This window comes from Rhodococcus sp. IEGM1339, assembly GCF_050321925.1.
In the GTDB taxonomy this organism is placed as follows: Bacteria; Actinomycetota; Actinomycetes; order Mycobacteriales; family Mycobacteriaceae; genus Rhodococcus; species Rhodococcus pyridinivorans.
Window position 1 is genome coordinate 365,680 of record NZ_JBNQFT010000003.1, and the last position, 23,856, is coordinate 389,535.

Annotated in this window: 23 protein-coding genes and 4 tRNA genes; 26 read left to right on the plus strand and 1 reads right to left on the minus strand. The window is 66.2% G+C overall.

Annotated features, from left to right (window positions below):
* Positions 1-33: 33 nt before the first annotated feature.
* On the plus strand, positions 34-894 hold the full coding sequence (gene htpX / locus ACQR3U_RS06410) for a zinc metalloprotease HtpX (protein ID WP_024101689.1): 861 nt from the start codon (positions 34-36) through the stop codon (positions 892-894).
* A 100-nt stretch (positions 895-994) separates the two neighbouring features.
* Here the strand turns inward: htpX and ACQR3U_RS06415 are convergent, their stop codons facing one another.
* Positions 995-1,486: a YajQ family cyclic di-GMP-binding protein gene (locus tag ACQR3U_RS06415; protein ID WP_006552295.1), complete on the minus strand. Its 492-nt coding sequence runs from the start codon at positions 1,484-1,486 to the stop codon at positions 995-997.
* 150 nt (positions 1,487-1,636) lie between these two features.
* On the opposite strand from ACQR3U_RS06415, the gene ACQR3U_RS06420 reads away from it, so the two are divergent.
* From ACQR3U_RS06420 to ACQR3U_RS06540, 25 genes are all read left to right on the plus strand, one after another.
* Positions 1,637-1,719: transfer RNA gene (locus ACQR3U_RS06420), tRNA-Tyr, on the plus strand.
* 307 nt (positions 1,720-2,026) lie between these two features.
* A tRNA-Thr gene (locus tag ACQR3U_RS06425) sits at positions 2,027-2,099 on the plus strand.
* A 43-nt stretch (positions 2,100-2,142) separates the two neighbouring features.
* Positions 2,143-2,218 (plus strand) — tRNA-Met (locus tag ACQR3U_RS06430).
* 59 nt (positions 2,219-2,277) lie between these two features.
* Positions 2,278-2,445 (plus strand): 50S ribosomal protein L33, encoded by a 168-nt coding sequence (gene rpmG, locus ACQR3U_RS06435; RefSeq protein ID WP_003941903.1) that lies wholly within the window; start codon positions 2,278-2,280, stop codon positions 2,443-2,445.
* Between the two features lie 84 nt (positions 2,446-2,529).
* Entirely contained in the window at positions 2,530-3,105 is a 576-nt protein-coding gene (gene hadA / locus ACQR3U_RS06440) for a (3R)-hydroxyacyl-ACP dehydratase subunit HadA (RefSeq protein WP_006552294.1), read from the plus strand.
* Positions 3,092-3,517, plus strand: a complete 426-nt coding sequence (gene hadB / locus ACQR3U_RS06445; protein WP_230809993.1) for a (3R)-hydroxyacyl-ACP dehydratase subunit HadB — start codon at positions 3,092-3,094, stop codon at positions 3,515-3,517. The genes hadA and hadB overlap by 14 nt, the downstream gene beginning before the upstream one ends.
* A gap of 180 nt (positions 3,518-3,697) precedes the next feature.
* A tRNA-Trp gene (locus tag ACQR3U_RS06450) sits at positions 3,698-3,770 on the plus strand.
* A gap of 32 nt (positions 3,771-3,802) precedes the next feature.
* A complete protein-coding gene (gene secE, locus ACQR3U_RS06455) occupies positions 3,803-4,228 on the plus strand; it encodes a preprotein translocase subunit SecE (protein ID WP_024101687.1) in 426 nt (141 codons plus the stop codon).
* A 50-nt stretch (positions 4,229-4,278) separates the two neighbouring features.
* Positions 4,279-5,115 carry a transcription termination/antitermination protein NusG gene (nusG, locus tag ACQR3U_RS06460; protein ID WP_006552291.1) on the plus strand — a complete coding sequence of 279 codons (837 nt, stop codon included), beginning with the start codon at positions 4,279-4,281 and terminating at the stop codon, positions 5,113-5,115.
* A 95-nt stretch (positions 5,116-5,210) separates the two neighbouring features.
* The gene (gene rplK, locus ACQR3U_RS06465) at positions 5,211-5,645 is read left to right on the plus strand and encodes a 50S ribosomal protein L11 (RefSeq protein WP_006552290.1); all 435 of its coding nucleotides are present in this window, start codon (positions 5,211-5,213) and stop codon (positions 5,643-5,645) included.
* A gap of 116 nt (positions 5,646-5,761) precedes the next feature.
* On the plus strand, positions 5,762-6,475 hold the full coding sequence (gene rplA / locus ACQR3U_RS06470; protein WP_006552289.1) for a 50S ribosomal protein L1: 714 nt from the start codon (positions 5,762-5,764) through the stop codon (positions 6,473-6,475).
* A 398-nt stretch (positions 6,476-6,873) separates the two neighbouring features.
* Positions 6,874-7,401: a 50S ribosomal protein L10 gene (rplJ, locus tag ACQR3U_RS06475; RefSeq protein ID WP_006552288.1), complete on the plus strand. Its 528-nt coding sequence runs from the start codon at positions 6,874-6,876 to the stop codon at positions 7,399-7,401.
* Positions 7,402-7,524: 123 nt separating this feature from the next.
* A complete protein-coding gene (gene rplL, locus ACQR3U_RS06480; RefSeq protein WP_003937621.1) occupies positions 7,525-7,911 on the plus strand; it encodes a 50S ribosomal protein L7/L12 in 387 nt (128 codons plus the stop codon).
* Positions 7,912-8,223: 312 nt separating this feature from the next.
* Positions 8,224-9,300, plus strand: a complete 1,077-nt coding sequence (locus tag ACQR3U_RS06485; RefSeq protein ID WP_094981031.1) for an ABC transporter ATP-binding protein — start codon at positions 8,224-8,226, stop codon at positions 9,298-9,300.
* A gap of 67 nt (positions 9,301-9,367) precedes the next feature.
* Complete coding sequence (locus tag ACQR3U_RS06490) at positions 9,368-10,159, plus strand: MlaE family ABC transporter permease (protein WP_006552286.1); 792 nt, start codon at positions 9,368-9,370, stop codon at positions 10,157-10,159.
* 4 nt (positions 10,160-10,163) lie between these two features.
* Positions 10,164-11,024: an MlaE family ABC transporter permease gene (locus ACQR3U_RS06495; protein ID WP_024101684.1), complete on the plus strand. Its 861-nt coding sequence runs from the start codon at positions 10,164-10,166 to the stop codon at positions 11,022-11,024.
* Positions 11,021-12,394: an MCE family protein gene (locus ACQR3U_RS06500; protein ID WP_006552284.1), complete on the plus strand. Its 1,374-nt coding sequence runs from the start codon at positions 11,021-11,023 to the stop codon at positions 12,392-12,394. The genes ACQR3U_RS06495 and ACQR3U_RS06500 overlap by 4 nt, the downstream gene beginning before the upstream one ends.
* Positions 12,391-13,470, plus strand: coding sequence for an MCE family protein (locus ACQR3U_RS06505; RefSeq protein ID WP_024101683.1), 1,080 nt, complete (start codon positions 12,391-12,393; stop codon positions 13,468-13,470). The genes ACQR3U_RS06500 and ACQR3U_RS06505 overlap by 4 nt, the downstream gene beginning before the upstream one ends.
* Positions 13,467-14,465, plus strand: a complete 999-nt coding sequence (locus ACQR3U_RS06510; protein ID WP_230809994.1) for an MCE family protein — start codon at positions 13,467-13,469, stop codon at positions 14,463-14,465. The genes ACQR3U_RS06505 and ACQR3U_RS06510 overlap by 4 nt, the downstream gene beginning before the upstream one ends.
* Complete coding sequence (locus tag ACQR3U_RS06515; protein WP_006552281.1) at positions 14,465-15,715, plus strand: MCE family protein; 1,251 nt, start codon at positions 14,465-14,467, stop codon at positions 15,713-15,715. The genes ACQR3U_RS06510 and ACQR3U_RS06515 overlap by 1 nt, the downstream gene beginning before the upstream one ends.
* Positions 15,716-15,729: 14 nt before the next feature.
* Positions 15,730-17,055 (plus strand): MCE family protein, encoded by a 1,326-nt coding sequence (locus tag ACQR3U_RS06520; RefSeq protein ID WP_230810020.1) that lies wholly within the window; start codon positions 15,730-15,732, stop codon positions 17,053-17,055.
* Positions 17,052-18,299, plus strand: a complete 1,248-nt coding sequence (locus ACQR3U_RS06525; protein ID WP_230809995.1) for an MCE family protein — start codon at positions 17,052-17,054, stop codon at positions 18,297-18,299. The genes ACQR3U_RS06520 and ACQR3U_RS06525 overlap by 4 nt, the downstream gene beginning before the upstream one ends.
* 140 nt (positions 18,300-18,439) lie before the next feature.
* On the plus strand, positions 18,440-19,006 hold the full coding sequence (locus ACQR3U_RS06530) for a hypothetical protein (protein ID WP_230810021.1): 567 nt from the start codon (positions 18,440-18,442) through the stop codon (positions 19,004-19,006).
* Between the two features lie 274 nt (positions 19,007-19,280).
* Positions 19,281-19,916, plus strand: a complete 636-nt coding sequence (locus tag ACQR3U_RS06535; protein ID WP_230809996.1) for a hypothetical protein — start codon at positions 19,281-19,283, stop codon at positions 19,914-19,916.
* 388 nt (positions 19,917-20,304) lie between these two features.
* Complete coding sequence (locus ACQR3U_RS06540; RefSeq protein ID WP_006552276.1) at positions 20,305-23,811, plus strand: DNA-directed RNA polymerase subunit beta; 3,507 nt, start codon at positions 20,305-20,307, stop codon at positions 23,809-23,811.
* Positions 23,812-23,856 lie beyond the last annotated feature (45 nt).

The window sequence follows — 23,856 nt, forward strand, 5'->3', positions numbered from 1 at the left end:
GAGTGGGAAATCGTGGTGCGGAAGGGGTGCGACGTGCACGGATACTCGAACCGTCTCAAGACGGCCGGTCTGTTGATCGGAATGTCCGCGCTGATCGTGTTCGTCGGAGCGTTGTTCGGCAATTCGACGATCCTGCTGATATCGATCGTGCTCGCCGTCGGCATGAACGGCTACGCGTACTTCAACAGCGACAAGCTCGCCCTGCGGGCGATGCACGCCCAGCCGGTCACCGAGGTGCAGGCACCGGCGATGTACCGGATCGTGCGTGAACTCGCGACCGCGGCGCACCAGCCCATGCCGCGGCTCTACATCAGCCCCACCAACGCCCCCAACGCGTTCGCCACGGGTCGTAACCCGCGAAACGCCGCCGTGTGCTGCACGACGGGCATCCTGGAGATCCTGAACGAACGGGAACTGCGCGCGGTGCTCGGCCACGAACTCGCCCACGTCTACAACCGCGACATCCTCATCTCGTCGGTCGCCGGCGCGATGGCTGCCGTCATCTCGGGCCTGGCGAACTTCGCGTTCTTCGCCTCGGCCTTCGGCAACCGGGAGGGTGGCGCGAACCCACTGGCGCTGCTGCTGGTTTCCCTGCTCGGCCCCATCGCGGCGTCGGTCGTCAAACTCGCTGTGTCGAGGTCGCGCGAGTACCAGGCCGACCAGTCCGGTGCCGAGCTCACCGGCGACCCGCTGGCCCTCGCGTCGGCGCTGCGCAAGCTCGCTCTCGGCACGCAGGCCGCGCCGCTGCCACCCGAACCGAAACTCGCGGCCCAGTCGCACCTGATGATCGCCAACCCGTTCCGGGCGGGCGACAAGATGAGCCGGCTGTTCTCGACGCACCCGCCGATGGCCGACCGCATCGAACGGCTCGAGCGCATGGCCGGGATCCGCTGACCGGACGGCACCCCACAGACGACATCCCAGACGACTCCGCCCGCGACGACGGTCGCGGGCGGAGTCGTAGGAGAGGGCGTCGTCGGCAGTGGTCGACGTACTAGCGGTAGTTGACGAACTGCAGGGCGATGTCGAGGTCGGCGTTCTTGAGCAGCGAGATGACGGCCTGCAGGTCGTCGCGCTTCTTGCTGCTCACGCGCAGCTCCTCGCCCTGGATCTGCGCCTTGACGCCCTTCGGGCCCTCGTCACGGATGAGCTTGGAGATCTTCTTGGCATTCTCCTGGCTGATGCCCTGCACCAGCGTGCCGGTGATCTTGTAGACCTTGCCGGACTGCGTCGGCTCGCCGGCGTCGAAGGACTTGAGGGACAGGTCGCGGCGGATCAGCTTCTCCTTGAAGACCTCGAGCGCGGCGAGCGCGCGGTCCTCGGTCTCGGCCGAGATCGTGATGGCCTCGTCGCCCGACCACTCGATGTGCGCCCCGGTGTTCCGGAAATCGAAGCGGTTGGCGATCTCCTTCGCCGCCTGGTTCAGCGCGTTGTCCACTTCCTGGCGGTCGACCTTGCTCACCACATCGAACGACGAATCAGCCACGTCTCACTCCACTTCGGGGTCGGTCTGTAAGGGTTCTGTCCACCCGACGCTATCGGGTCGCGCGGAGCTGTGACCACTCGGTTTGCGTTTCGGGGGGGTATGCGTTGTATTCTTCCAAACGCATCGAGGACGCGGTCCCGATCGCACCCCGGCAGGTTGCCCGAGCGGCCAATGGGAGCGGACTGTAAATCCGTCGGCTTACGCCTACGTAGGTTCGAATCCTACACCTGCCACCGGAACGGCCCCGGTTCTTCGGAACCGGGGCTGTTCTGCATTCCGGGGCCCTTCGGTGCGGGCTCCGGGGTGTGGGTCCTGCTCTCCCCGAGGTTCCGGGTGGCTCGGCACGCGGTGCCGTTCCGCCTCGCGCCCGATGCCTCCCGCCGGCCCGCCGCGCGCGTATGTGTGGGCACGGGTGGGTGCGGGTGGGCAGAGGTCGGAGAGGAGCGGCGTTTATGCGCCTCTACCAGCGGATTTTGCACCAGGACCGAGTGTGTGTAATCTTTTGGAGGCCGCAGCGAGCAGAGATGCTCCGGAGGCCACGCCCCCTTAGCTCAGTCGGCAGAGCGTTTCCATGGTAAGGAAAAGGTCGACGGTTCGATTCCGTCAGGGGGCTCGCTGGATTGAGGTGCCGCCTTCGTAGCGACACTCGGCACCGAGGCGGTGTAGCTCAGTTGGTAGAGCAAACGACTCATAATCGTTGCGTCGCCGGTTCAAGTCCGGTCACCGCTACCAAAAGTTCATTGATCCACCCTGATCGATACTGATCGGATTGACGCGAAAGAAGGCATCCCGTGGCCTCCTCTACTGACGTTCGGCCGAAGATCACCTTGGCCTGCGAGGTGTGCAAGCACCGCAACTACATCACGAAGAAGAACCGTCGCAACGACCCCGACCGGCTCGAGCTGAAGAAGTTCTGCCCGAACTGCGGTACGCACCAGTCGCACCGCGAGTCCAAGTAGCCGGTCGCAACGACGTCGACGCATAAGGTCTCCGCAATACCGACCGTGCCAGTTGGCGTCGTCGGAATTGCGGAGGTTTTGCGTATGACGAACATACTCGAGAACCAGGAATCGGTGGACGCGACCGAACAGGCCGGGATCCCGTTCGATGCCGCCGCGCACGCCAAGTCCATGGTCGGTCACCACTACCGGGTGGGCGACTACTACGAGGTCGGTCGCGAGAAGATCCGCGAGTACGCCCGTGCCGTGCGCGATTCGCATCCGGCCCATCACGACGACGACGCAGCCCGGGGGCTGGGATATGACGGAGTGATCGCGCCGCTGACCTTCGTCTCGATCGTCGGCATGATCGCGCAGCGCAAGCTGTTCGAAGAGGTCGTCACCGGCTACGACCTGAGCCAGATCATGCAGACCGACCAGCGGATGGTCTACCACCGCCCGATCCAGGCCGGCGACAGGCTGTTCTGCGACGTCTACCTCGACGATTTCCGGCAAGCTGCCGGCAGCGACATCATCACCACCAAGAACGTGATCACGGATCAGTACGACAATCTCGTGCTCACCTCCTGGACGACGCTCGTCGCGCGTTCCGGTGGCGAGGTCGACGACAACATCGCGCACGCGGTCAAGGATGTGGTGATGCACAGTGACACTCCGTAGCTTCGCGGATGTCGCGGTAGGGGACGAGCTTCCGTCGAAGGTCGTCACGCTCACGCGCGGAAATCTGGTCAACTATGCAGGTGTGTCGGGTGATCCCAACCCGATCCACTGGAGCGACAAGGTGGCCGAACTGGCCGGCTTGCGCGACGTCGTCGGGCACGGCATGCTCTCGATGGGCATCGCGGCCGGCTTCGTCACGGAGTGGTTGGGAGACCCCGGCGCGGTGACCGAATACAATGTTCGGTTCACCAGTCCGATATATGTGGAGGCCGTCAAGGCCGCCGAGATCGAGTTCACCGGCAAGATCAAGTCGGTGGACGCGGAGAGCAAGACAGCAGTGGTCGCTATCGTGGCGAAGTCCGACGGTCGTAAGATCTTCGGTCGCGCCACGGCAACGGTCCGTTTGGCCTGACGGCCGAGCGGATTGGGTTTGTCCCGGGGCAATGCAGTACACTTAGGCTTCTGGGATCGCATAGCAGCGCGCTGCTCTACGAAGGCCGTAACGGCCCGACGGGGGTAGCGCGCGTGTCATGTGGTCGCAGATGGGTCGGTTCCGGACACTCGCTTCGTACGAGTGTGGATGTCCGACCAGAGGGGCGTAGCTCAATTGGCAGAGCAGCGGTCTCCAAAACCGCAGGTTGCAGGTTCAAGTCCTGTCGCCCCTGCCCCCGGACTGCCAGCGACCGAGAGGAACGATGTGAGCGAGGAGCGCGGTCAGCGCCACAGCGGCACCGCAGGGAATATTCCCGGCGACGCTGGAACGGCTACCGGCGCGACCCCCGACGGTTCTTCCGCGGCTGCTCGGCCGACCGGCAAGCGGGCCACCCGTCGTGGTGCAGCCGATCCCTCGGCATCCACGACGAGTGCGGTGTCCATGAAGAAGACGTCGCGTTCGGCCACGGCCGTGAGCGATCGTCCCGCCGCGAAGTCCGAGAACATCTTCAAGCGACTCGTGCGCTTCTTCCGTGAGGTCATCGCCGAGCTCCGCAAGGTGATCTGGCCCAACCGCAAGCAGTTGACCACCTACACGCTCGTGGTCCTTGCGTTCGTGACCGTCATGACGGCGTTCATCTTCGGATTGGATCTGGCGTTCGTACAGGGCGTCAGCTGGTTGTTCGGTTAGCGCCTGTCCGCGCGAGACGAAAAATGTGATCGACGAGAGGAAAGTGCCCGGTGAGCACCCCCGAGAACGACTCGTACGAGGCTTCGGCCGAGGAGCACGTTTCGGACGAGGCCTTGGTTGACGACGTGACGGCCGAGTCGGCGGATGCGGACACCGAGGTCTCCGAGTCCGACGCTGCTGTCGAGTCCGGCACCGATGCCGAGACCGATGTCGAGGTCTCCGACGCAGCGGAGGGCACCGACGACGCCGCCGCCGAAGAGGACGAGGTCGACCCGGCCGAGGCCCTCGAGAAGCAACTGCGGCGCGAGCCCGGCGACTGGTACGTCGTGCACTCCTACGCCGGCTACGAGAACAAGGTCAAGACCAACCTCGAAACCCGCGTCCAGAACCTCGACCTCACCGAGTACATCTTCCAGGTCGAGGTGCCGACCGAAGAGGTCACCGAGATCAAGAACGGTCAGCGCAAGCAGGTCAACCGCAAGGTCCTGCCCGGCTACATCCTCGTCCGGATGGAACTCAACGACGAGTCGTGGGGCGCCGTCCGGAACACCCCCGGCGTGACCGGCTTCGTCGGAGCCACGTCGCGTCCGTCGCCGCTGACGATCAAGGAGGTCGTGAAGTTCCTCCTCCCGCAGCAGGCGAAGAAGAAGCCGGCGGCCGGTGCTTCGACCGCAGGCGAGCAGGCTCCCGCCGCCGCTGCGAAGCCCGCCATCGAGGTGGACTTCGAGGTCGGCGAGTCGGTCACCGTGATGGACGGCCCGTTCGCGACGCTGCCCGCCTCCATCAGTGAGGTCAACGCCGAGCAGCAGAAGCTCAAGGTCCTGGTGTCGATCTTCGGCCGTGAGACTCCCGTGGAGTTGTCGTTCAACCAGGTGTCGAAGATCTGACGATCCCCAGGATCCGACGGCGCCGGCATCCGGCGCGCACAAGCTTGCAGTAGCAGTACGCAAGAACCACACCGAGCACGAAACTAGGAATAGAGATGCCCCCCAAGAAGAAGAAGATCGCCGGGCTCATCAAGCTCCAGATCCAGGCCGGCCAGGCCAACCCGGCTCCGCCGGTCGGCCCCGCGCTGGGTCAGCACGGCGTCAACATCATGGAGTTCTGCAAGGCGTACAACGCGGCGACCGAGTCGCAGCGTGGCAACGTCGTGCCGGTCGAGATCACGGTCTACGAGGACCGTTCGTTCGACTTCAAGCTGAAGACTCCGCCGGCCGCGAAGCTCCTGCTCAAGGCCGCAGGCGTGCAGAAGGGCTCCGGCGAGCCGCACAAGACCAAGGTCGCCAAGGTGACCATGGATCAGGTGCGCGAGATCGCCAAGACCAAGCAGGAAGACCTGAACGCCAACGACATCGAGGCTGCCGCGAAGATCATCGCCGGCACCGCTCGGTCGATGGGCATCACGGTCGAGGGCTGAGCCCCTCGCTGTTCCGGGGCTCCGTCCCCGGGCTTGCATAGCACTCGTGGGAGGGCCGGCCAGGCCCGCTACCACGCCCGAACCATTCACCTGCCGGTGAGAAGTTAGGAAAGAACATGGCAAAGCGCAGCAAGGCATACCTCGCCGCGGCCGAGAAGATCGACTCGGACAACCTGTACAGCCCCCTCGCAGCTGCGAAGCTCGCGAAGGAGACCAGCTCGAAGAACTACGACGCCACCGTCGAGGTCGCCATGCGACTCGGTGTGGATCCCCGCAAGGCGGACCAGATGGTGCGCGGCACGGTCAACCTGCCGCACGGCACGGGTAAGACCGCTCGCGTCATCGTCTTCGCGGTGGGCGAGAAGGCTGCCGAGGCCGAGGCCGCAGGTGCCGACGTCGTGGGCGCCGAGGATCTGATCGAGCGCATCCAGGGCGGCTGGCTGGACTTCGACGCCGCGATCGCGACCCCCGACCAGATGGCGAAGGTCGGTCGTATCGCCCGCGTCCTCGGTCCCCGTGGTCTGATGCCGAACCCGAAGACGGGCACGGTCACCCCGGACGTCGCGAAGGCCGTCACCGACATCAAGGGTGGCAAGATCAGCTTCCGCGTCGACAAGAACGCCAACCTGCACTTCGTGATCGGCAAGGCCTCGTTCGACGAGACCAAGCTGGTCGAGAACTACGCTGCTGCTCTGGACGAGGTGCTCCGCGCCAAGCCGTCCAGCGCGAAGGGCCGCTACATCAAGAAGGTCACGATCGCTACGACCACCGGCCCGGGCATCCCGGTGGATCCGCAGCGCACCCGCAACCTCCTCGAGACCGCGGAGTAATTCGCACTGCACGCAGTGGATGTGCGTCCTGAAGCGGCCGGTACAGCATCGCTGTGCCGGCCGTTTTGCATCTCGTGCACATCGTCCGCTACAGTGGTGGGGTAGTTCGGCGTGCGCCGATCTTCACCCCGATCATGTTCTACCCAAGACCGTTGGTCACCGAATCCGCGTGCGGATCGGTTGAAGGTCCGGAGTTGTCCGGCGGCCCACGCAGGAGGACGAGGTTAGGGGAGATACGAACCGCGATGTGCCTTCCGGGTGCATTCGAGTTCCTCCTCCTTGTATGCCCCGTGTGCCCTGCGCCGGGGCGTTCGTCGTTTTCCGGTCCCGGCGGTCGTCCGGTGGGGCGTCCCACTCGGGACACCGGGAAAACGACTGTTACTGAGAGGAGGCGAAGTATGGCAAAGCCCGAGAAGGTTTCCGCAGTTGCGGAGATCACCGAGCAGTTCAAGACCTCCACCGCTGCCGTGATCACGGAATATCGTGGTCTGTCGGTGGGAAGTCTGACCGAGCTGCGTCGCGCTCTCGGAGAGGGTGCCACCTACTCCGTCGCCAAGAACACCCTGGTCAAGCGTGCCGCCGCTGAGGCGGGCGTCGAGGGTCTCGACGATCTGTTCGTCGGTCCGACCGCCATCGCGTTCGTCAAGGGCGAAGCGGTGGATGCTGCGAAGGCTCTGAAGAACTTCGCGAAGGACAACAAGGCTCTCGTCATCAAGGGCGGCTACATGGACGGCGCTGCGCTGTCCGTGGAGCAGGTCAACCAGATCGCGGACCTCGAGTCCCGCGAGGTGCTGTTGGCCAAGCTCGCCGGCGCGATGAAGGGCAACTTGGCAAAGGCCGCAGGCCTGTTCAACGCCCCCGCTTCGCAGGTGGCCCGCCTCGCGGCCGCTCTGCAGGAGAAGAAGGCGGGCGAAGAAGCCGCCTGACGCTGATCCGCATCACTGCGAATCTGCATCACCGCGAAAGATACATCCACGCGTGCTCCGGCACGCACCATCCCATCCGGTCGCGGATCAGCGACATGGGACTTATCAGGAAGGACCGCCACCATGGCGAAGCTCACCACCGAAGAGCTGCTCGACGCGTTCAAGGAACTGACCCTGCTCGAGCTCTCGGAGTTCGTCAAGGCATTCGAGGAGACCTTCGAGGTCACCGCTGCTGCTCCGGTTGCCGTCGCTGCCGCCGGTGCTCCGGCCGCTGCTGCCGAGGCCGAGTCCGAGCAGGACGAGTTCGACGTCATCCTCGAGGGTGCCGGCGACAAGAAGATCCAGGTCATCAAGGTCGTTCGCGAGATCGTCTCCGGCCTGGGCCTGAAGGAAGCCAAGGACCTCGTCGAGGGTGCTCCGAAGCCGATCCTCGAGAAGGTCGCCAAGGATGCTGCCGACGCTGCCAAGGCCAAGCTCGAAGAGGCCGGCGCCAAGGTCACGGTCAAGTAAGACGGTTTCCGAACTTTCCGTCGAGCGTTCCGACGCTCTCCGGAACGGTTCCGCACAGGGCCGTTTCCGCGAATTCATTTCGCGGAAACGGCCCTTCTGCATTTCGGGCATGAATGCCGAGTGATATGTCCGTTATCGGCAGAAATCGACATCTACGCCGTGTTCATGCAGGTCACGGCGTAAGTCGAGACACGCGTACCCCCTTGTACAACGTCCTTACTCATGAGTAGGATCGCGTGTCACAGGTACCACTATCCATGCGATAGAGTGGCCCAACCCACACGGGGGCGACGGTATCGGACAGCGGAGGTGATCGTGGGAGTCGAGGTTTCCGTCGAGGGACTGACCAAGTCCTTCGGCTCGCAACGTATCTGGCAGGACGTGACGTTGACGTTGCCGGCCGGTGAGGTGTCCGCGTTGCTCGGGCCGTCGGGTACCGGTAAGTCGGTGTTCCTCAAGTCGTTGATCGGTCTGCTGCGCCCGGAGGAGGGCGCGATCGTCATCGACGGCACCGACATCCTGCAGTGCTCCTCGAAGGAGCTCTACGAGATCCGCAAGTTGTTCGGGGTGCTGTTCCAGGACGGTGCGTTGTTCGGGTCGATGAACCTCTACGACAATGTCGCCTTCCCGTTGCGTGAGCACACCCGCAAGTCCGAGTCGGAGATCCGGCAGATCGTGATGAGCAAGCTCGAGCTCGTCGGTCTGCTCGGCGCCGAGGACAAGTTGCCCGGGGAGATCTCCGGGGGGATGCGGAAGCGCGCCGGTCTGGCGCGGGCGTTGGTGTTGGATCCGGAGATCATTCTGGTGGACGAGCCGGATTCGGGTCTCGATCCGGTGCGCACGACCTATATTTCGCAGACGTTGATCGATATCAATGCGGAGATCGATGCGACGATCCTGATCGTGTCGCACAACATCAATCTGGCGCGCACGGTGCCGGACAACATCGGGATGTTGTTCCGCCGGCAGTTGGTGATGTTCGGTCCGCGTGAGGTGTTGCTGACGTCGGATGAGCCGGTGGTCAAGCAGTTCCTCAACGGCACGATGATCGGTCCGATCGGGATGTCGGAGGAGAAGGACGAGGCGACGATGGCGCACGAGCAGGCGCTCGTCGAGGCGGGTCATCATGCCGGTGGTGTGGACGACGTCGAGGGGATCGTGCCGCAGATGCAGGCGACTCCGGGGATGCCGGAGCGGCAGGCGGTGGCGCGTCGGCAGGAGCGGGTGCGGTCGATCCTGCACAACCTGCCCCCGGCCGCCCAGAGCGCCATCCTCGAGTCGCTCGATCACAACGGCGCGCCCCACACAGCCCGGGGCTATGCCGACGACGACACCCAGATCATTCCCGCCTATACCGGAGAGAGATACGAGCAGCAGGCCCAGCAGTAGCACCAGCCGCAGCAGTGGTACAGCGTCAGCAGTGGTACAGCCGCAGGCTGGAGAAGTAGGAGAGTAGATGGGGGCGGGCAGCTCGCTCGTGCGGCCGGTTCACGGCGCACTCACCCAGGCCGGCAACATCGTCGAACTGTTCGTCGACGTCGTGCGGAACACCTTCCGCCGACCGTTCCAGTTCCGGGAATTCATCGAACAGGCGTGGTTCATCGCCAGTGTCACGATTCTTCCGACGGCGCTCGTCGCGATCCCGTTCGGCGCCGTCGTGTCGCTGCAGACCGGCTCGCTGATCAAGCAGCTCGGCGCCGAATCGTTCACCGGTGCCGCGAGCGTCCTGGCGGTCATCCAGCAGGGCAGTCCGATCGTGACGGCTCTGCTGATCGCCGGTGCCGCCGGCTCCGCGGTCACCGCCGACCTCGGATCGCGGACGATCCGCGAGGAGATCGACGCGATGGAGGTGCTGGGCATCAATCCCATCCAGCGCCTCGTCGTCCCGCGAGTACTGGCGATGGTGCTCGTCGCGCTCCTGCTCAACGGTCTCGTCTCCGTGATCGGCATCGCCGGCGGCTACTTCTTCAACGTGGTGCTGCAGGGCGGTACCCCCGGCGCCTACCTCGCCTCCTTCTCCGCCCTGGCGCAGCTACCCGACCTCTACGTCGCCGAACTCAAGGCTGCGATCTTCGGGTTGATCGCCGGCGTCGTCGCGTCCTACAAGGGGCTGCACCCCGGTGCAGGCCCGAAGGGCGTGGGGGAGGCCGTGAACCAGACTGTCGTCATCACGTTCCTGCTGCTCTTCTTCGCGAACCTGATCCTGACGATGGTGTACCTGCAGATCGTTCCTGCGAAGGGATCCTGACCAGATGACAGTCTCCAGAGGCCGCGGAGATCTCGTTCTTCTCCGGGGTCGCCGAGCGGTGCGCGCACCGCTGAACGTGCTCGACCGCGCGGGGGACCAGATGTCCTTCTACGCGCGCGCCGTCGCGTGGACCCCGCGAACCCTCACCCACTACCGCAAGGAAGTCCTGCGGTTGCTCGCCGAGGTCACCTTCGGCAGCGGTGCACTCGCCGTGATCGGTGGCACCATCGGCGTCATCGCGATGATGTCCGGCTTCACCGGCGTCGTCGTGGGTCTGCAGGGTTACGCCGCGCTCGAGCAGCTCGGCTCGTCGGTGCTCACCGGCTTCCTCTCGGCCTACGTCAACACCCGTGAACTGGCCCCGATCGTCGCGGCGCTCGCGTTGTCGGCGACCGTGGGCTGCGGCTTCACGGCACAGCTCGGTGCCATGAGGATCAGCGAGGAGATCGACGCCCTCGAGGTGATGGCCGTGCCGTCGCTGCCGTTCCTGGTGACCTCCCGGATGATCGCCGGCTTCGTCGCCGTGATCCCGCTGTACATCATCGGTCTCCTCGCGGCCTATCTCGCGACCCGCACGATCAGCACGCTGTTCAACGGCCAGTCGAGCGGCTCGTACGACCACTACTTCTATCTGTTCCTCCCACCGGAGGATGTGTTGTATTCGTTCGCGAAAGTGCTGGTCTTCGCGTTCGTGGTCATCCTCATCCACTGCTACTACGGTTTCCACGCCAGCGGCGGTCCCGCCGGCGTCGGGGTGGCCGTGGGCCGCGCGGTACGTACCGCGATCGTGACGATCGCGATCCTCGACTTCTTCCTCAGCCTCGCGATCTGGGGCACGACGACCACGGTGAGGGTGGCCGGATGAGCGACACGACCACTTCGCCCTTGCGTCGCCGCACCCTGGGATTGATCTTCTTCGTGGTGCTGGCGCTGTTCCTGTACGTCACGATCGCGATGTACAACAAGACGTTCACGAAGGTCGTGAAGGTCGACCTCCGCACCGACAGCATCGGCAACGCCCTGCCGCTCAACGCCGACGTCAAGGCACGCGGTGTGCTCGTCGGCGAGGTCCGCGGAACGAGCGCGGAAGGCGGCGACGTCACCGCGCATCTTGCGCTCGACCCCGACAAGGCCGAACTGATCCCGGTCAACGCCACCGCACAGCTGCTGCCGAAGACCCTCTTCGGTGAGCGCTACGTCTCGCTGATCATCCCCGACGATCCGGGGCGTCCCGTCACGAACGGCGATGTGCTGGTGCAGGACACGAGCGAGCGCACCGTCGAACTCGGCGACGTGCTCGACGGGCTGCTCCCGCTCCTCGAGGCCGTCCCGCCGCAGGACCTCGCCAACACGCTCGGCGCCCTGGCCCAGGGACTGAGCGGACGCGGCGAGAAGCTGGGACAGACGGTCGACGACCTCGAACAGATCTTCCGCGAGGTGAACGGCGAACTGCCCACACTGCAGGAGGATCTGCGCGGACTCGCCGATTTCTCGCAGACCTACTCCGAGGCCGCACCGGATCTCGTCGAGGCGCTGAACAACCTGCGCACGACGGGTGGCACGGTCGTCGAACAGCAGAACCAGATCCGCACGCTGCTTGCGAGCGCGACGGGAGCGTCGTCGCAGACGGCCGATTTCATCGAGCAGAACTCGAACTCGATCATCACGCTGTCCGCCGATTCGAAGGAGGCGCTGCAGCTGCTCGCCCGTTACTCGCCGTCCTTCCCGTGCACCTTCGAGGGATTCGCCGACGCGAAGCCGGCCGCCGTCGATCTGCTCGCGGCCGACGATCCGTTCCCGGGTGTGCGCGCGAACATCCAGTTCACGAACCCGAAGGGCCGCTACCTGCCGAACCAGGACGAACCCCGTCTGCTCGACGATCGCGGACCGGCCTGCTACGACGACGTGACCGCGCCCGGCCGCAACTTCCCGCAGTATCCGGGCGGTTCGATCAACGACGGTTCGTACCAGGTGCCGTCGCGTAATCCCGGCCCCGAGACCATCGATTTCTTCCCTGCCCCGGCAGGATCCGGCGTCCCCGACGACGTCGGTGAGATCATCGGCACCTCGGACGGCGGCGCGACTCCCGTCTCGTACGCCGGCTCGCGTCTGGAACAGGACACGCTCGACGTCATCTACGGACAGGCCACCGGTGTCGACCCCGAGGAGGTCCCGTCCTGGACCACCCGGCTCGGCGCTCCGGCGATCCGCGGTACGGAGGTGAGCTTCCAGTGAGAGGTCTCGCAGCACCCCTGATCAAACTCATCGTGTTCGCCGTGGTCACCGTCCTCGCGACCGGTGTCCTCGCCGCGACCATCGCCAATGTCGGCGGTGGGGGAGGAACGAAGTTCCACGCGATCTTTTCCGACGTCACCTCACTCAACAAGGGCGACGACATCCGCATCGCGGGTGTCCGCGTGGGGCAGGTCGAGGAGATCTCGGTCTTCGACGAACGGCAGGCGCGGGTCACCTTCTCGCTCGAGGAGCGCGACTGGCTCCCGGCCGGTGCCACCGCGACCATCCGGTTCCGCAATCTCGTCGGCCAGCGTTACATCGCGCTCGGTCAGGGTGAGGGCGCGCAGGGCGAGAAGATCACGGGCGGCGATACGATCCCGATCGAGCGTACGAAGCCGGCGGTGAACCTCACGACGCTCTTCGACGGCTTCCGGCCGTTGTTCCAGACGCTGAGCGCCGACGACGTCAACAAGCTCTCGTTCCAGATCATCCAGGTCTTCCAGGGTGAGGCCGGAACGATCGACGATCTGGTGCGCAGCACCGCGTCGCTGACCAACACCATCGCCGACAAGGACCGCGTGATCGGTGCGGTGATCGACAACCTCAACACCGTCCTGGCCACGATCGACCAGCGCGACGAGCAGCTCGATTCGCTGCTGGTCAACACGCAGGCACTCGTCAGCGGGTTGTCGGCCGACCGGGCGACCGTCGGTTCGGCCGTGGCGTCGATGGCGGGGCTGACCGACGCGGTCTCCGACGTCCTCGAGCCCACCCGCCCGTCGATCGCACAGTCGATCACGGCGCTCGAACAGGTCACTTCGAATCTCAACGCGAACCGCGACGAGGTCGACCGCGTCCTCGAGACGTTGCCGGTCAAGCTCGACAAGCTCGGGCGCGTGGCCAGCTCCGGTTCGTGGTTCCAGTTCTACCTGTGCGGTATCGACATCATCGCAGGTCCCGGTTCGGTCCCGTATCTGAATCTGCCGACGGGGCTGCCCACCGTGAACCAACCCATCTACACGAATGCGGCGAAGCGTTGCTCGCAAGAGGGGATGCAGGAGTTGCAGGGACGATGAGCAAACGTCGCAGTCCGGCCGCCGCCGGTGCCCTGGGCATCGTCGTGGTGCTGCTGGGGACACTGTCCGCCTTCTTCCTCGACGAACTGCCCATTATCGGGGCGGGCGCGACCTACGAGGCCGAGTTCAGCGAGGCCGCGGGTCTCAAACCCACCAACGAGGTGCGTATCGCCGGCGTGAAGGTCGGCAAGGTCACCGGAGTCGACCTCGAGGGCGACCGCGTGATCGTCTCGTTCAAGGTCCAGGACGCATGGGTCGGGAACGACACGGCGGCCTCCATCCAGATCAAGACGATCCTCGGACAGAAGTATCTGGCACTCGAGCCCCGGGGTACGGAGGTGCTCGACCCGGACGACCGGATCCCGCTCGACCGGACGGTCGCGCCGTACGACGTGATCGAAGCGTTCTCGTCGGCGGCCACGACCCTCGGCGAGATCGATTCCGAGCAGCTCGCGACCGGCTTCCAGACCCTGTCGGAGGCGTTCTCGGAGACACCCGACGACATCCGGGCCTCGCTCGACGGCATCAGCCGCCTGTCCGAGACCGTCGCGAGTCGTGACCAGGAGCTGAAGAAGCTCCTCGACGCGACCGGCAATGTCTCGAAGGTGCTCGCCGACCGCAACGCCGAGTTCAACCGGTTGCTCTCCGACGGTGCGCTGCTCGTCGCGGAACTGAACAATCGGCAGGAGGCGATCTCCCAGTTGCTCGATGGCACCAAGCGGTTGTCGGCCGAGCTCTCCGGGCTCGTCGAGGAGAACCGCGAGACCATCGGTCCCGCCCTGCAGCAGTTGCGCGGCGTCGTCGACGTCCTCCAGGAAAACAACGACAACCTCGATCGGGCCATGGAGCTGTACGAGCCGTTCGTGCGTGTCTACACCAACGTCGTCGGCAACGGCCGGTGGTTCGACCAGGTCGTCGTGAACCTGACCCCGCCGGGCCTGCCGGAGATCCCCGGTTACCGCGAGCCCGGTCGCCGCCTGGAAGGGGTCAACTGATGGCACACGCCGAGAACGGCGAGTCCCGCAGCAATCGCGGGCGCATCGCGCTGATCGCGGCCGTCGTGGCGGTCGCAGTGGCCCTGGCCGGAGCGGGCTGGTGGCTGTTCGCCCGACTGGGCACCACCGAGATCACCGCTTACTTCGACAATGCCGTCGGCATCTACGAGGGCTCCGACGTGCGGGTGCTCGGCGTCGAGGTGGGGAAGGTGACCTCCGTCGAACCGCAGGGCGACCTCGTGAAGGTCGGTCTGCGGGTGAACCGCGGCGTCGACATCCCGGCCGACGCCCGCGCCGTGCAGATCACCCCGTCGGTCGTCGCCGACCGTTACGTACAGCTCACCCCTGCCTACACCGGTGGCGACACGATGAGCAGCGGTGCGGTGATCGACCGCGAGCGCACCGCCACCCCTGTGGAGGTCGACGAGCTCTACGCGAGCATCGACGAGCTCTCCCGCGCGCTCGGTCCCGACGGCGCGAACCGCGAGGGCGCGCTGACCGACTTCGTCGAAGTCGGTGCGGAGAACCTCGCCGGCAACGGTGAGGCCCTCGGGCAGAGCATCGAGAACCTGTCGGCCGCCGCGCGCACGCTCGACCAGTCGCGCGACGACCTCTACGGCACGATCGAGAACCTGCAGGTGTTCGTCAGTGCTCTCGCGGCCAACGACGAGCAGGTGCGCCAGTTCAATGCGCAGCTCTCGGACCTGTCGGGATTCCTGGCGGGGGAGCGGCAGAACCTCGGTGAGGCGCTGAACACGCTGTCGGTCACGCTCGGCGACGTCGCGACGTTCGTGCGCGACAACCAGGCGGCCGTGAAGGACAACGTCGACGCACTCGTGCCGATCACGGAGACCCTGGCTAACCGCCGGCAGGAACTCGTGAATTCGCTGACGCTGCTCCCGCTCGCGGTGAGCAACCTCGTCAACTCGTACGACGCCGAAGCAGGTGTGCTCGCATCGCGGCTCGTGCTGCCCGACCTGCAGGACCCTGCGGGAGCGGTGTGCAAGCTCATCGATCTCGGCAATCTCGTGCCCGGCGACGAGCGTTTCGAGCAGCTCGGCCGGCAGATGCAGCCGCTGATCGACCGGTGCCGCGACGTCGCCACGCAGATCACCGAGGACCAGCGGTCCCCGGATCTGATCCTGCCGTTCGGTGTCCTGAGCGGTGAGAACATCCAGCGGCAGGTCACCCCGGGCACGGTGCCCGGCGTGGTCTCGCCTCGGCTCGACCTCCGGGGAGGAGATCGGTGAGCGGCGCGAAGAGGATGGGCCGCACAGGTGTCTTCGGAGCGGCCGCGTGTGTGGTCGCGGTGACGGTCACGGGGTGCGGAGGTCTGTCCGACGTCCCGTTGCCCGGCGGCGCCGACGTGGGTAGCGATCCGATCCGTCTGTCCATCCAGTTCGACGACGTGCTCGACCTGGTTCCGCAGTCGAGCGTGAAGGTCGACGGTGTGCCGGTCGGGCGCGTCGAATCGATCTCGGTCGCATCCGATTTCGGGTGGACCGCCGACGTCGGCATCGTGCTCGACTCGAGCGTCGACCTGCCGGCGAACGCGCTCGCGAGCGTCGAACAGTCGAGTCTGCTCGGTGAGAAGTTCGTGCAGCTCACGCCTCCGGAGGACGAGCCCCCGACGGGCCGGCTCGCCGACGGCGACGTGATCCCGCTCGACCGCACCCGGCACGCCACCGAACTCGAACCGGTGCTCGGCGCGCTGTCGCTGCTGCTCAACGGTGGCGGTGTCGGCCAGCTCGCGCCGATCGTCAACGACTTGTCGACGGCCTTCGACGGCCGCGAGGGAACCACGCGCAGCCTCATCGAGCAGGCCGAGACCCTGATCACCGGTCTCGAACAGCAACGCGACGACATCACCCGGGCGCTCGACGGACTCGACGAGCTCACGGTGCGGGTCGCGGAGCAGAACGACAAGATCGCCGCCGTGCTCGACGAACTGCCGGTCGCGACCGAGGTGCTCGAGCAACAGCGGCCGCAGCTGACCCAGTTGCTCGGCCAGCTCGACCGGCTCGGCACCGCAGGTGTCGACGTCCTCGATCAGTCCAAGGAGGATCTGATCGCCGATCTCCTGGCGCTGCGCCCGACCCTCCAGGCACTCGCGGCGTCGGGCGACGATCTCGTCGAGGCGCTCTCCTTCGTGCCCACGGTGCCGTTCCCGGACGGTGTCGAGAAGGTCGCGCTGGGCAACTCGGTGAACCTCTTCCTCCTCGTCGACCTGCAGATCGGCGATGCGCTGGCCGCGCTCGGTGTGGGCCAGGGCGACCCGGTCTACCGCCAGCCGAAGTTCGGCAATCCGAAGCCGCTCGTCGACCCGTCCAACCCGTACTACGACGGGAACGGACCTGCCCCGGGCTGGCCCACCGTGTCGTTGCTGCCGGTGCTTCCTACTCCGCGTCTGCCCGGTGTGACCCTGCCCGAAGGGGTGTCGCTGCCCGACGGCATCGAGATCCCGGGGGTCACCGAGGCCGGTACGGACACCGATACCGGCACCGGCACCGGCACCGACGGTGACGAGGCCCCGCCGCCGGGGCCGCTGGAAGGTTTGCTGAATCAGCTCGGACTCGGGGGTGGGCAGTGAGATCGCGCCTGGTGAAAGTGCAGCTCGCGCTGTTCGTGGTCATCGCCCTGCTCGGCACCGTGTTCGTCGGTGCCCGGTACGTGCGGCTCGACAACCTCATGGGCTTCGGCCAGTACACCGTCGACGCGCGGTTCCCCACCGGCGGTGGCATCTTCCCGAACGCCGAGGTCACCTACCGTGGGGTGCCCGTCGGTCGAGTCGGGGCGCTCAGCCTCACGGACGACGGAATCAACGTCGAACTGCGCCTCGACAACGGCGGACCGCAGATCCCGGCGTCGGCGCGTCCCGTCGTGGCGAACCGGTCGGCGATCGGTGAGCAGTACGTCGATCTGCAGCCGCCGAACGACGAGGGCCCCTATCTCGAACAGGGCTCCGTCATCGAGGGCACCGAGGACGATCTGCCCACGCCGGTCGAAGACCTGCTGTTGAGCACGAACGACCTCGTGTACTCGGTTCCGCTCGAGCCGCTGCGCACCGTCGTCACCGAGCTCGGCGCGGCCTTCGACGGCCGCGGCGACGACCTGCAGGTGCTCGTCGACGCGCTCGCCGGTCTCAGCGAGAAGGGCACCGAATACCTGCCGCAGACCGTTACGCTCATCCGCGACAGCCTCACGGTGCTCGACACGCAGTCCGCCCAGTCGTCGGCGATCCAGCAGTTCAGCTCGGATCTGGATCTGGTGACCGCGCAGCTCCGCGACAGCGACCCCGACCTGCGGCGCCTGATCGACACCGGCACCGACGCGAGCGACCAGCTCTCCCAGCTGATCGAGGGCTCCGGCCCGGGCCTGACCACCGACCTCGCCAACCTCGCGGCGGTGGCGGAAGCGGCAGCCCCGCAGTCGATCGCTCTGCAGCCGCTGCTGGCCTTCCTTCCCGCCGTCGCGGGCAGTGCGAGTACGGTCGCTCCGGGCGACGGCGCGGTGCGTCAGGGCATCGTGCTCGAGACCAACAATCCGCCTTCGTGCACCATCGGGTACGAGGGGACGCAGGAGATCCTCGCGCAGATGCGCGCGCAGGATCCGAACTTCGACGAGACCCAGCAGGACTTCCCGTTCAACACGAACGCCTCGTGCGAGGTGCCGCAGGGCAGTGTCACCGGCGTGCGCAGCGCGAACCGCATCGTCTTCGCCGATCCGAACACGATCCAGCCCTGGGATTTCAAGCCGAAGAAGGACCCCGACAAGCTCAACCTGAATCCGATCGCGACGCAGCTCGCGCCGTTGCTCGGAGTCACCCCGAAGTGAGCAGTTAGTAGGTTTGTGGAGTGAGTGCACCAATTTCCTCCGACGCTCCGCCCACCCCGCCCCCCTCCGCCGACGGCAACTCGTCCGCGGACGGGCGGGGGCCGGACGGGGCACGCAGGGCGGCCCTCGCCGTCGTCTCGGTGCTCGCCGTCGTCGCCCTCGCGGCGGCGGTGTGGTTCGGCTACGGCTGGGGGCGCGCGCTCCTGGTGGACCGTTCGGCTGCCGAGGCGCGCGACGCCGCGCTCTCGGGAGCCATGCAGGCGGCCGTCAACCTGAACAGCGTCGACGCGAACGACGTCGACCTGTCGATCGAGAACATGCGGTCGTCGATCACCGGCGACGCCCTGCGCAACGATCTCGCGGCGACCGAAGAGGACATCCGGGCCCGGGTCGCGGAGACCGGCACCAGCATGTCGGCCGAGGTGCTGTTCGGAACGCTCACCGAACTCAACACCGACGACGACCTGGGCAAGGCGCTCGTCGTCCTGGCCGTGCGCACCCAGACTCCCGAGTACTTCGTGACCAACAAGGTCCCGGTGCTCGTGTCGCTGCGCAAGGACGGTGACGTGTGGAAGGCCGAGACCATCGAACCGCTCGCCTCCGTCGAGATGGAGTCGGGACCGGTCCCCGGTGCTCCGGCTCCCGATCCCGGCGCGCAGCCCGCACCGGACGGGGCGCCCGCGCCCGAGGGTGAGGCGGGCCCGTGATGTTCGGCAAGTCGACGAAGGAGAACGTGTAGTGCCCCCGCAGCGACGGAAGACCGGCCCCAGTGGGCCCCCGCGCCGTCGGCCGAAGGTCGCCGGCACGTCCCGACCGCCTCGGGCGACCCCTGCAGAGGACGAACGCCCGACCCGGGCAGAGGACGAACGCCCGACCCGGGCAGAGGACGAACGCCCGACCCGGGCAGAGGACGAACGCCCGACCCGGGCAGAGCAAAACTCTGCCGAGGAAACTTCTGCCGAGCAGTCACGACCCTCCGAGGTGACGCTCGACAAGCAGGACGAGGAGCAGGAGAAGTCGGCCCCGGCGGCCGGCGACGGAACTCCCGCAGAGCACCCGACGGAGTCTCCGGCCGAGCCGGTTGATCCGCCCGAGCCTCCCGCCGGTGACGCCGGCAGGTCGCGTGCCTCCGGTGGGTGGCGTCCGGTGATCGTCGTCGGTGCGGTGGCGGTGGTGCTCGCGGTGATCGCCGCGGTCGCAGCCTTCCGCCCCGGCGCCGAGATCTCGAACGTCGCGTGGGTCGACACCGCGGAGACACGCGAGGTCACCGAGGCCGCGAAGGTCGCGATCGAGACCATGCACGGCTACGACTACCGCACCATCGACGAGGACTTCGGCCGGATCCGGGAGTTGCTGACCCCGGAGCGGCTCGAGGAGTTCGACTCGACCGCGGACGTCACCAAGAAGGCCGCGATCGACACCCGCACGGTCACCGAGGTGATGGTCGAGCACATCGGCGTGACGATGATCGACGACACCCGCGCCGAGGTCGCCGCCTACATCAACGTCAGCGCCACCGGCGACGGGATCGCCCAGGGAAGTGCGGCCGCACCGCTGCTGGTGAGGATGGAGAAGTCGGACGGACGATGGCTGGTCTCGGAGATCCGCGACCGGTGACGACGGCTGCGGATCGCCCCCTCACCGGGGGCGTCCGCGGCCGCGACGCGCGGATCGTTCCGGACGCGCAGTCTTGACGCAGGCGACGCGAGCGGTCACTCTATCGGTACGCCTGTTCGACTGAAGGCTTCCTCGTGAGCCGCTCGAGGTCGTTTGCCAGGTTTCTTTGAGGCACCCCTGTGGACATTTCGCCTACTCAGGTGTAGGTTAGTTCTTTGCGCTGGCTGCCTCCTGTTCACCTTCTGATTGTCGAGTCGGAATTCGCTCTTTCGAGCGAGACCGTTTCGGTGCGTCGGTGGGGTCTCGTTCGGGTTGCGACCAGCGAAAACGCCCCACATGAAGAAGCAGGTACAGCGGCGGTCGCACCGGTTGGAGCGGCCCGCGTGAGGTGCTGGAAGGACGCATCTTGGCAGTCTCTAGCCAGACCAAGGCAGTAGCCGGAATCCCCGGAGCCCCGACGAGGGTGTCGTTCGCGAAGATTCGCGAACCCCTCGAAGTTCCCGGGCTCCTCGATCTACAGACCGATTCGTTCGAATGGTTGATCGGCTCGGAGCGCTGGCGCGCGAAGGCTGCCGAGCGCGGCGACGGTCACGTCGTCGGTGGCCTGGAAGAAATCCTCGACGAGCTCTCGCCCATCGAGGACTTCTCGGGTTCGATGTCCCTGTCCTTCTCCGATCCGCGCTTCGACGAGGTCAAGGCCTCCGTCGAGGAGTGCAAGGACAAGGACATGACGTACGCGGCTCCGCTGTTCGTCACCGCCGAGTTCATCAACAACAACACCGGTGAGATCAAGAGCCAGACGGTCTTCATGGGTGATTTCCCGATGATGACCGACAAGGGCACCTTCATCATCAACGGCACCGAGCGTGTCGTGGTGTCGCAGCTCGTGCGTTCGCCCGGTGTGTACTTCGACAAGAACGTCGACAAGAGCACCGAGAAGGACCTGCACAGCGTCAAGGTCATCCCGGGCCGCGGTGCCTGGCTCGAGTTCGACGTCGACAAGCGCGACACCGTCGGCGTGCGTATCGACCGCAAGCGTCGTCAGCCGGTCACCGTGCTGCTCAAGGCGCTGGGCTGGTCCACCGAGCAGATCGTCGAGCGTTTCGGGTTCTCCGAGATCATGATGTCGACGCTCGAGAAGGACAACACGGCGGGCACCGACGAGGCGCTCCTCGACATCTACCGCAAGCTCCGTCCGGGCGAGCCGCCGACCAAGGAGAGCGCGCAGACCCTGCTGGAGAACCTCTTCTTCAAGGACAAGCGCTACGACCTGGCGCGCGTGGGCCGTTACAAGATCAACAAGAAGCTCGGCCTGAACACGGGCCAGCCGATCGAGGCGTCCACCCTCACCGAGGAAGACATCGTCGCCACGATCGAGTACCTCGTGCGCCTGCACGCGGGCGAGAACAAGATGACCGTCCCCGGCGGCGTCGAGGTTCCCGTCGAGGTCGACGACATCGACCACTTCGGCAACCGTCGTCTGCGCACGGTCGGCGAGCTCATCCAGAACCAGATCCGCGTGGGCCTGTCCCGCATGGAGCGCGTGGTCCGTGAGCGCATGACCACCCAGGACGTCGAGGCGATCACGCCGCAGACCCTGATCAATATCCGTCCGGTCGTGGCCGCGATCAAGGAGTTCTTCGGAACCTCCCAGCTGTCGCAGTTCATGGACCAGAACAACCCGCTCTCGGGCCTGACCCACAAGCGTCGCCTGTCGGCGCTGGGCCCCGGCGGTCTGTCGCGTGAGCGCGCCGGCCTCGAGGTCCGCGATGTCCACCCGTCCCACTACGGCCGCATGTGCCCGATCGAGACCCCGGAAGGTCCGAACATCGGCCTGATCGGCTCGCTGTCGGTGTACGCGCGGGTCAACCCGTTCGGCTTCATCGAGACGCCCTACCGCAAGGTCGTCGACGGTGTCGTCACCGATGAGGTCGAGTACCTCACCGCCGACGAGGAGGACCGCTACCTCATCGCGCAGGCCAACTCGCCGATCGGTTCCGACAACCGCTTCTCGGACGAGCGTGTGCTCGTCCGTAAGAAGGGCGCGGAGATCGAGTACGTCTCCGCCGACCAGGTCGAGTACATGGACGTCTCGCCGCGCCAGATGGTGTCGGTCGCGACCGCCATGATCCCGTTCCTCGAGCACGACGACGCCAACCGTGCCCTCATGGGCGCGAACATGCAGCGTCAGGCCGTGCCGCTGGTGCGCAGCGAGTCGCCGATCGTCGGTACCGGCATGGAGCTGCGTGCCGCCGTCGACGCCGGCGACGTCATCGTCACCGAGAAGAGCGGCGTGATCGAAGAGGTCTCCGCCGACTTCATCACCGTCATGGCCGACGATGGAACCCGCAAGACCTACCGTCTGCGCAAGTTCGACCGTTCGAACCAGGGCACCTGCTCGAACCAGCGTCCGATCGTGGACGAAGGACAGCGCGTCGAGTCCGGCCAGGTCCTCGCCGACGGCCCCTGCACCGAGAACGGTGAGATGGCGCTCGGCAAGAACCTGCTCGTGGCGATCATGCCGTGGGAAGGCCACAACTACGAGGACGCGATCATCCTGTCGCAGCGCCTCGTGGAGGAGGACGTGCTCACCTCGATCCACATCGAGGAGCACGAGATCGACGCTCGCGACACCAAGCTCGGTGCCGAGGAGATCACCCGCGACATCCCGAACGTCTCCGACGAGGTCCTCGCCGACCTCGACGAGCGTGGCATCGTCCGCATCGGCGCCGAGGTCCGCGACGGCGACATCCTCGTCGGCAAGGTCACGCCGAAGGGCGAGACCGAGCTGACCCCCGAGGAGCGCCTGCTCCGCGCGATCTTCGGTGAGAAGGCGCGCGAGGTCCGCGACACCTCGCTGAAGGTGCCCCACGGCGAGAACGGCAAGGTCATCGGTGTTCGCGTGTTCTCGCGCGAGGACGACGACGATCTGCCTCCGGGTGTCAACGAGCTCGTCCGCGTGTATGTGGCGCAGAAGCGCAAGATCCAGGACGGCGACAAGCTCGCCGGCCGCCACGGCAACAAGGGCGTCATCGGCAAGATCCTCCCGCAGGAGGACATGCCGTTCCTGCCCGACGGCACCCCGGTCGACATCATCCTGAACACCCACGGTGTTCCGCGTCGTATGAACATCGGCCAGGTCCTCGAGACGCACCTGGGCTGGATCGGCAAAGCCGGCTGGCAGATCCAGGTGGCCGACGACGGCAGCCGTCCCGAGTGGGCGCAGAACCTCTCCGATGAGATGCTCGCCGCCGAGCCCGACACCAACATCGCCACGCCGGTGTTCGACGGTGCCCGCGAGGAGGAGCTGACGGGTCTGCTGTCCTCGACGCTGCCGAACCGCGACGGCGAGGTCATGGTCGGCCCCGACGGCAAGGCGACGCTGTTCGACGGTCGCTCCGGCGAGCCGTTCCCGTACCCGGTGTCGGTCGGCTACATGTACATCATCAAGCTGCACCACCTGGTCGACGACAAGATTCACGCGCGTTCGACCGGTCCGTACTCGATGATCACGCAGCAGCCGCTCGGTGGTAAGGCACAGTTCGGTGGTCAGCGCTTCGGTGAGATGGAGTGCTGGGCCATGCAGGCCTACGGCGCCGCCTACACCCTCCAGGAGCTGCTCACGATCAAGTCCGACGACGTGGTCGGTCGCGTCAAGGTCTACGAGGCGATCGTCAAGGGCGAGAACATCCCCGAGCCGGGTATCCCCGAGTCGTTCAAGGTGCTCCTCAAGGAACTCCAGTCGCTGTGCCTGAACGTGGAGGTCCTCTCCAGCGACGGCGCGGCCATCGCGATGGCCGACGGCGACGACGAGGACCTCGAGCGGGCGGCCGCCAACCTGGGCATCAACCTTTCCCGCAACGAGTCGGCCACGGTCGACGACCTCGCGAACTAGGAGCCGAGCCGACGCGGTACGCACCCCGACACCACTGGGCGCGTA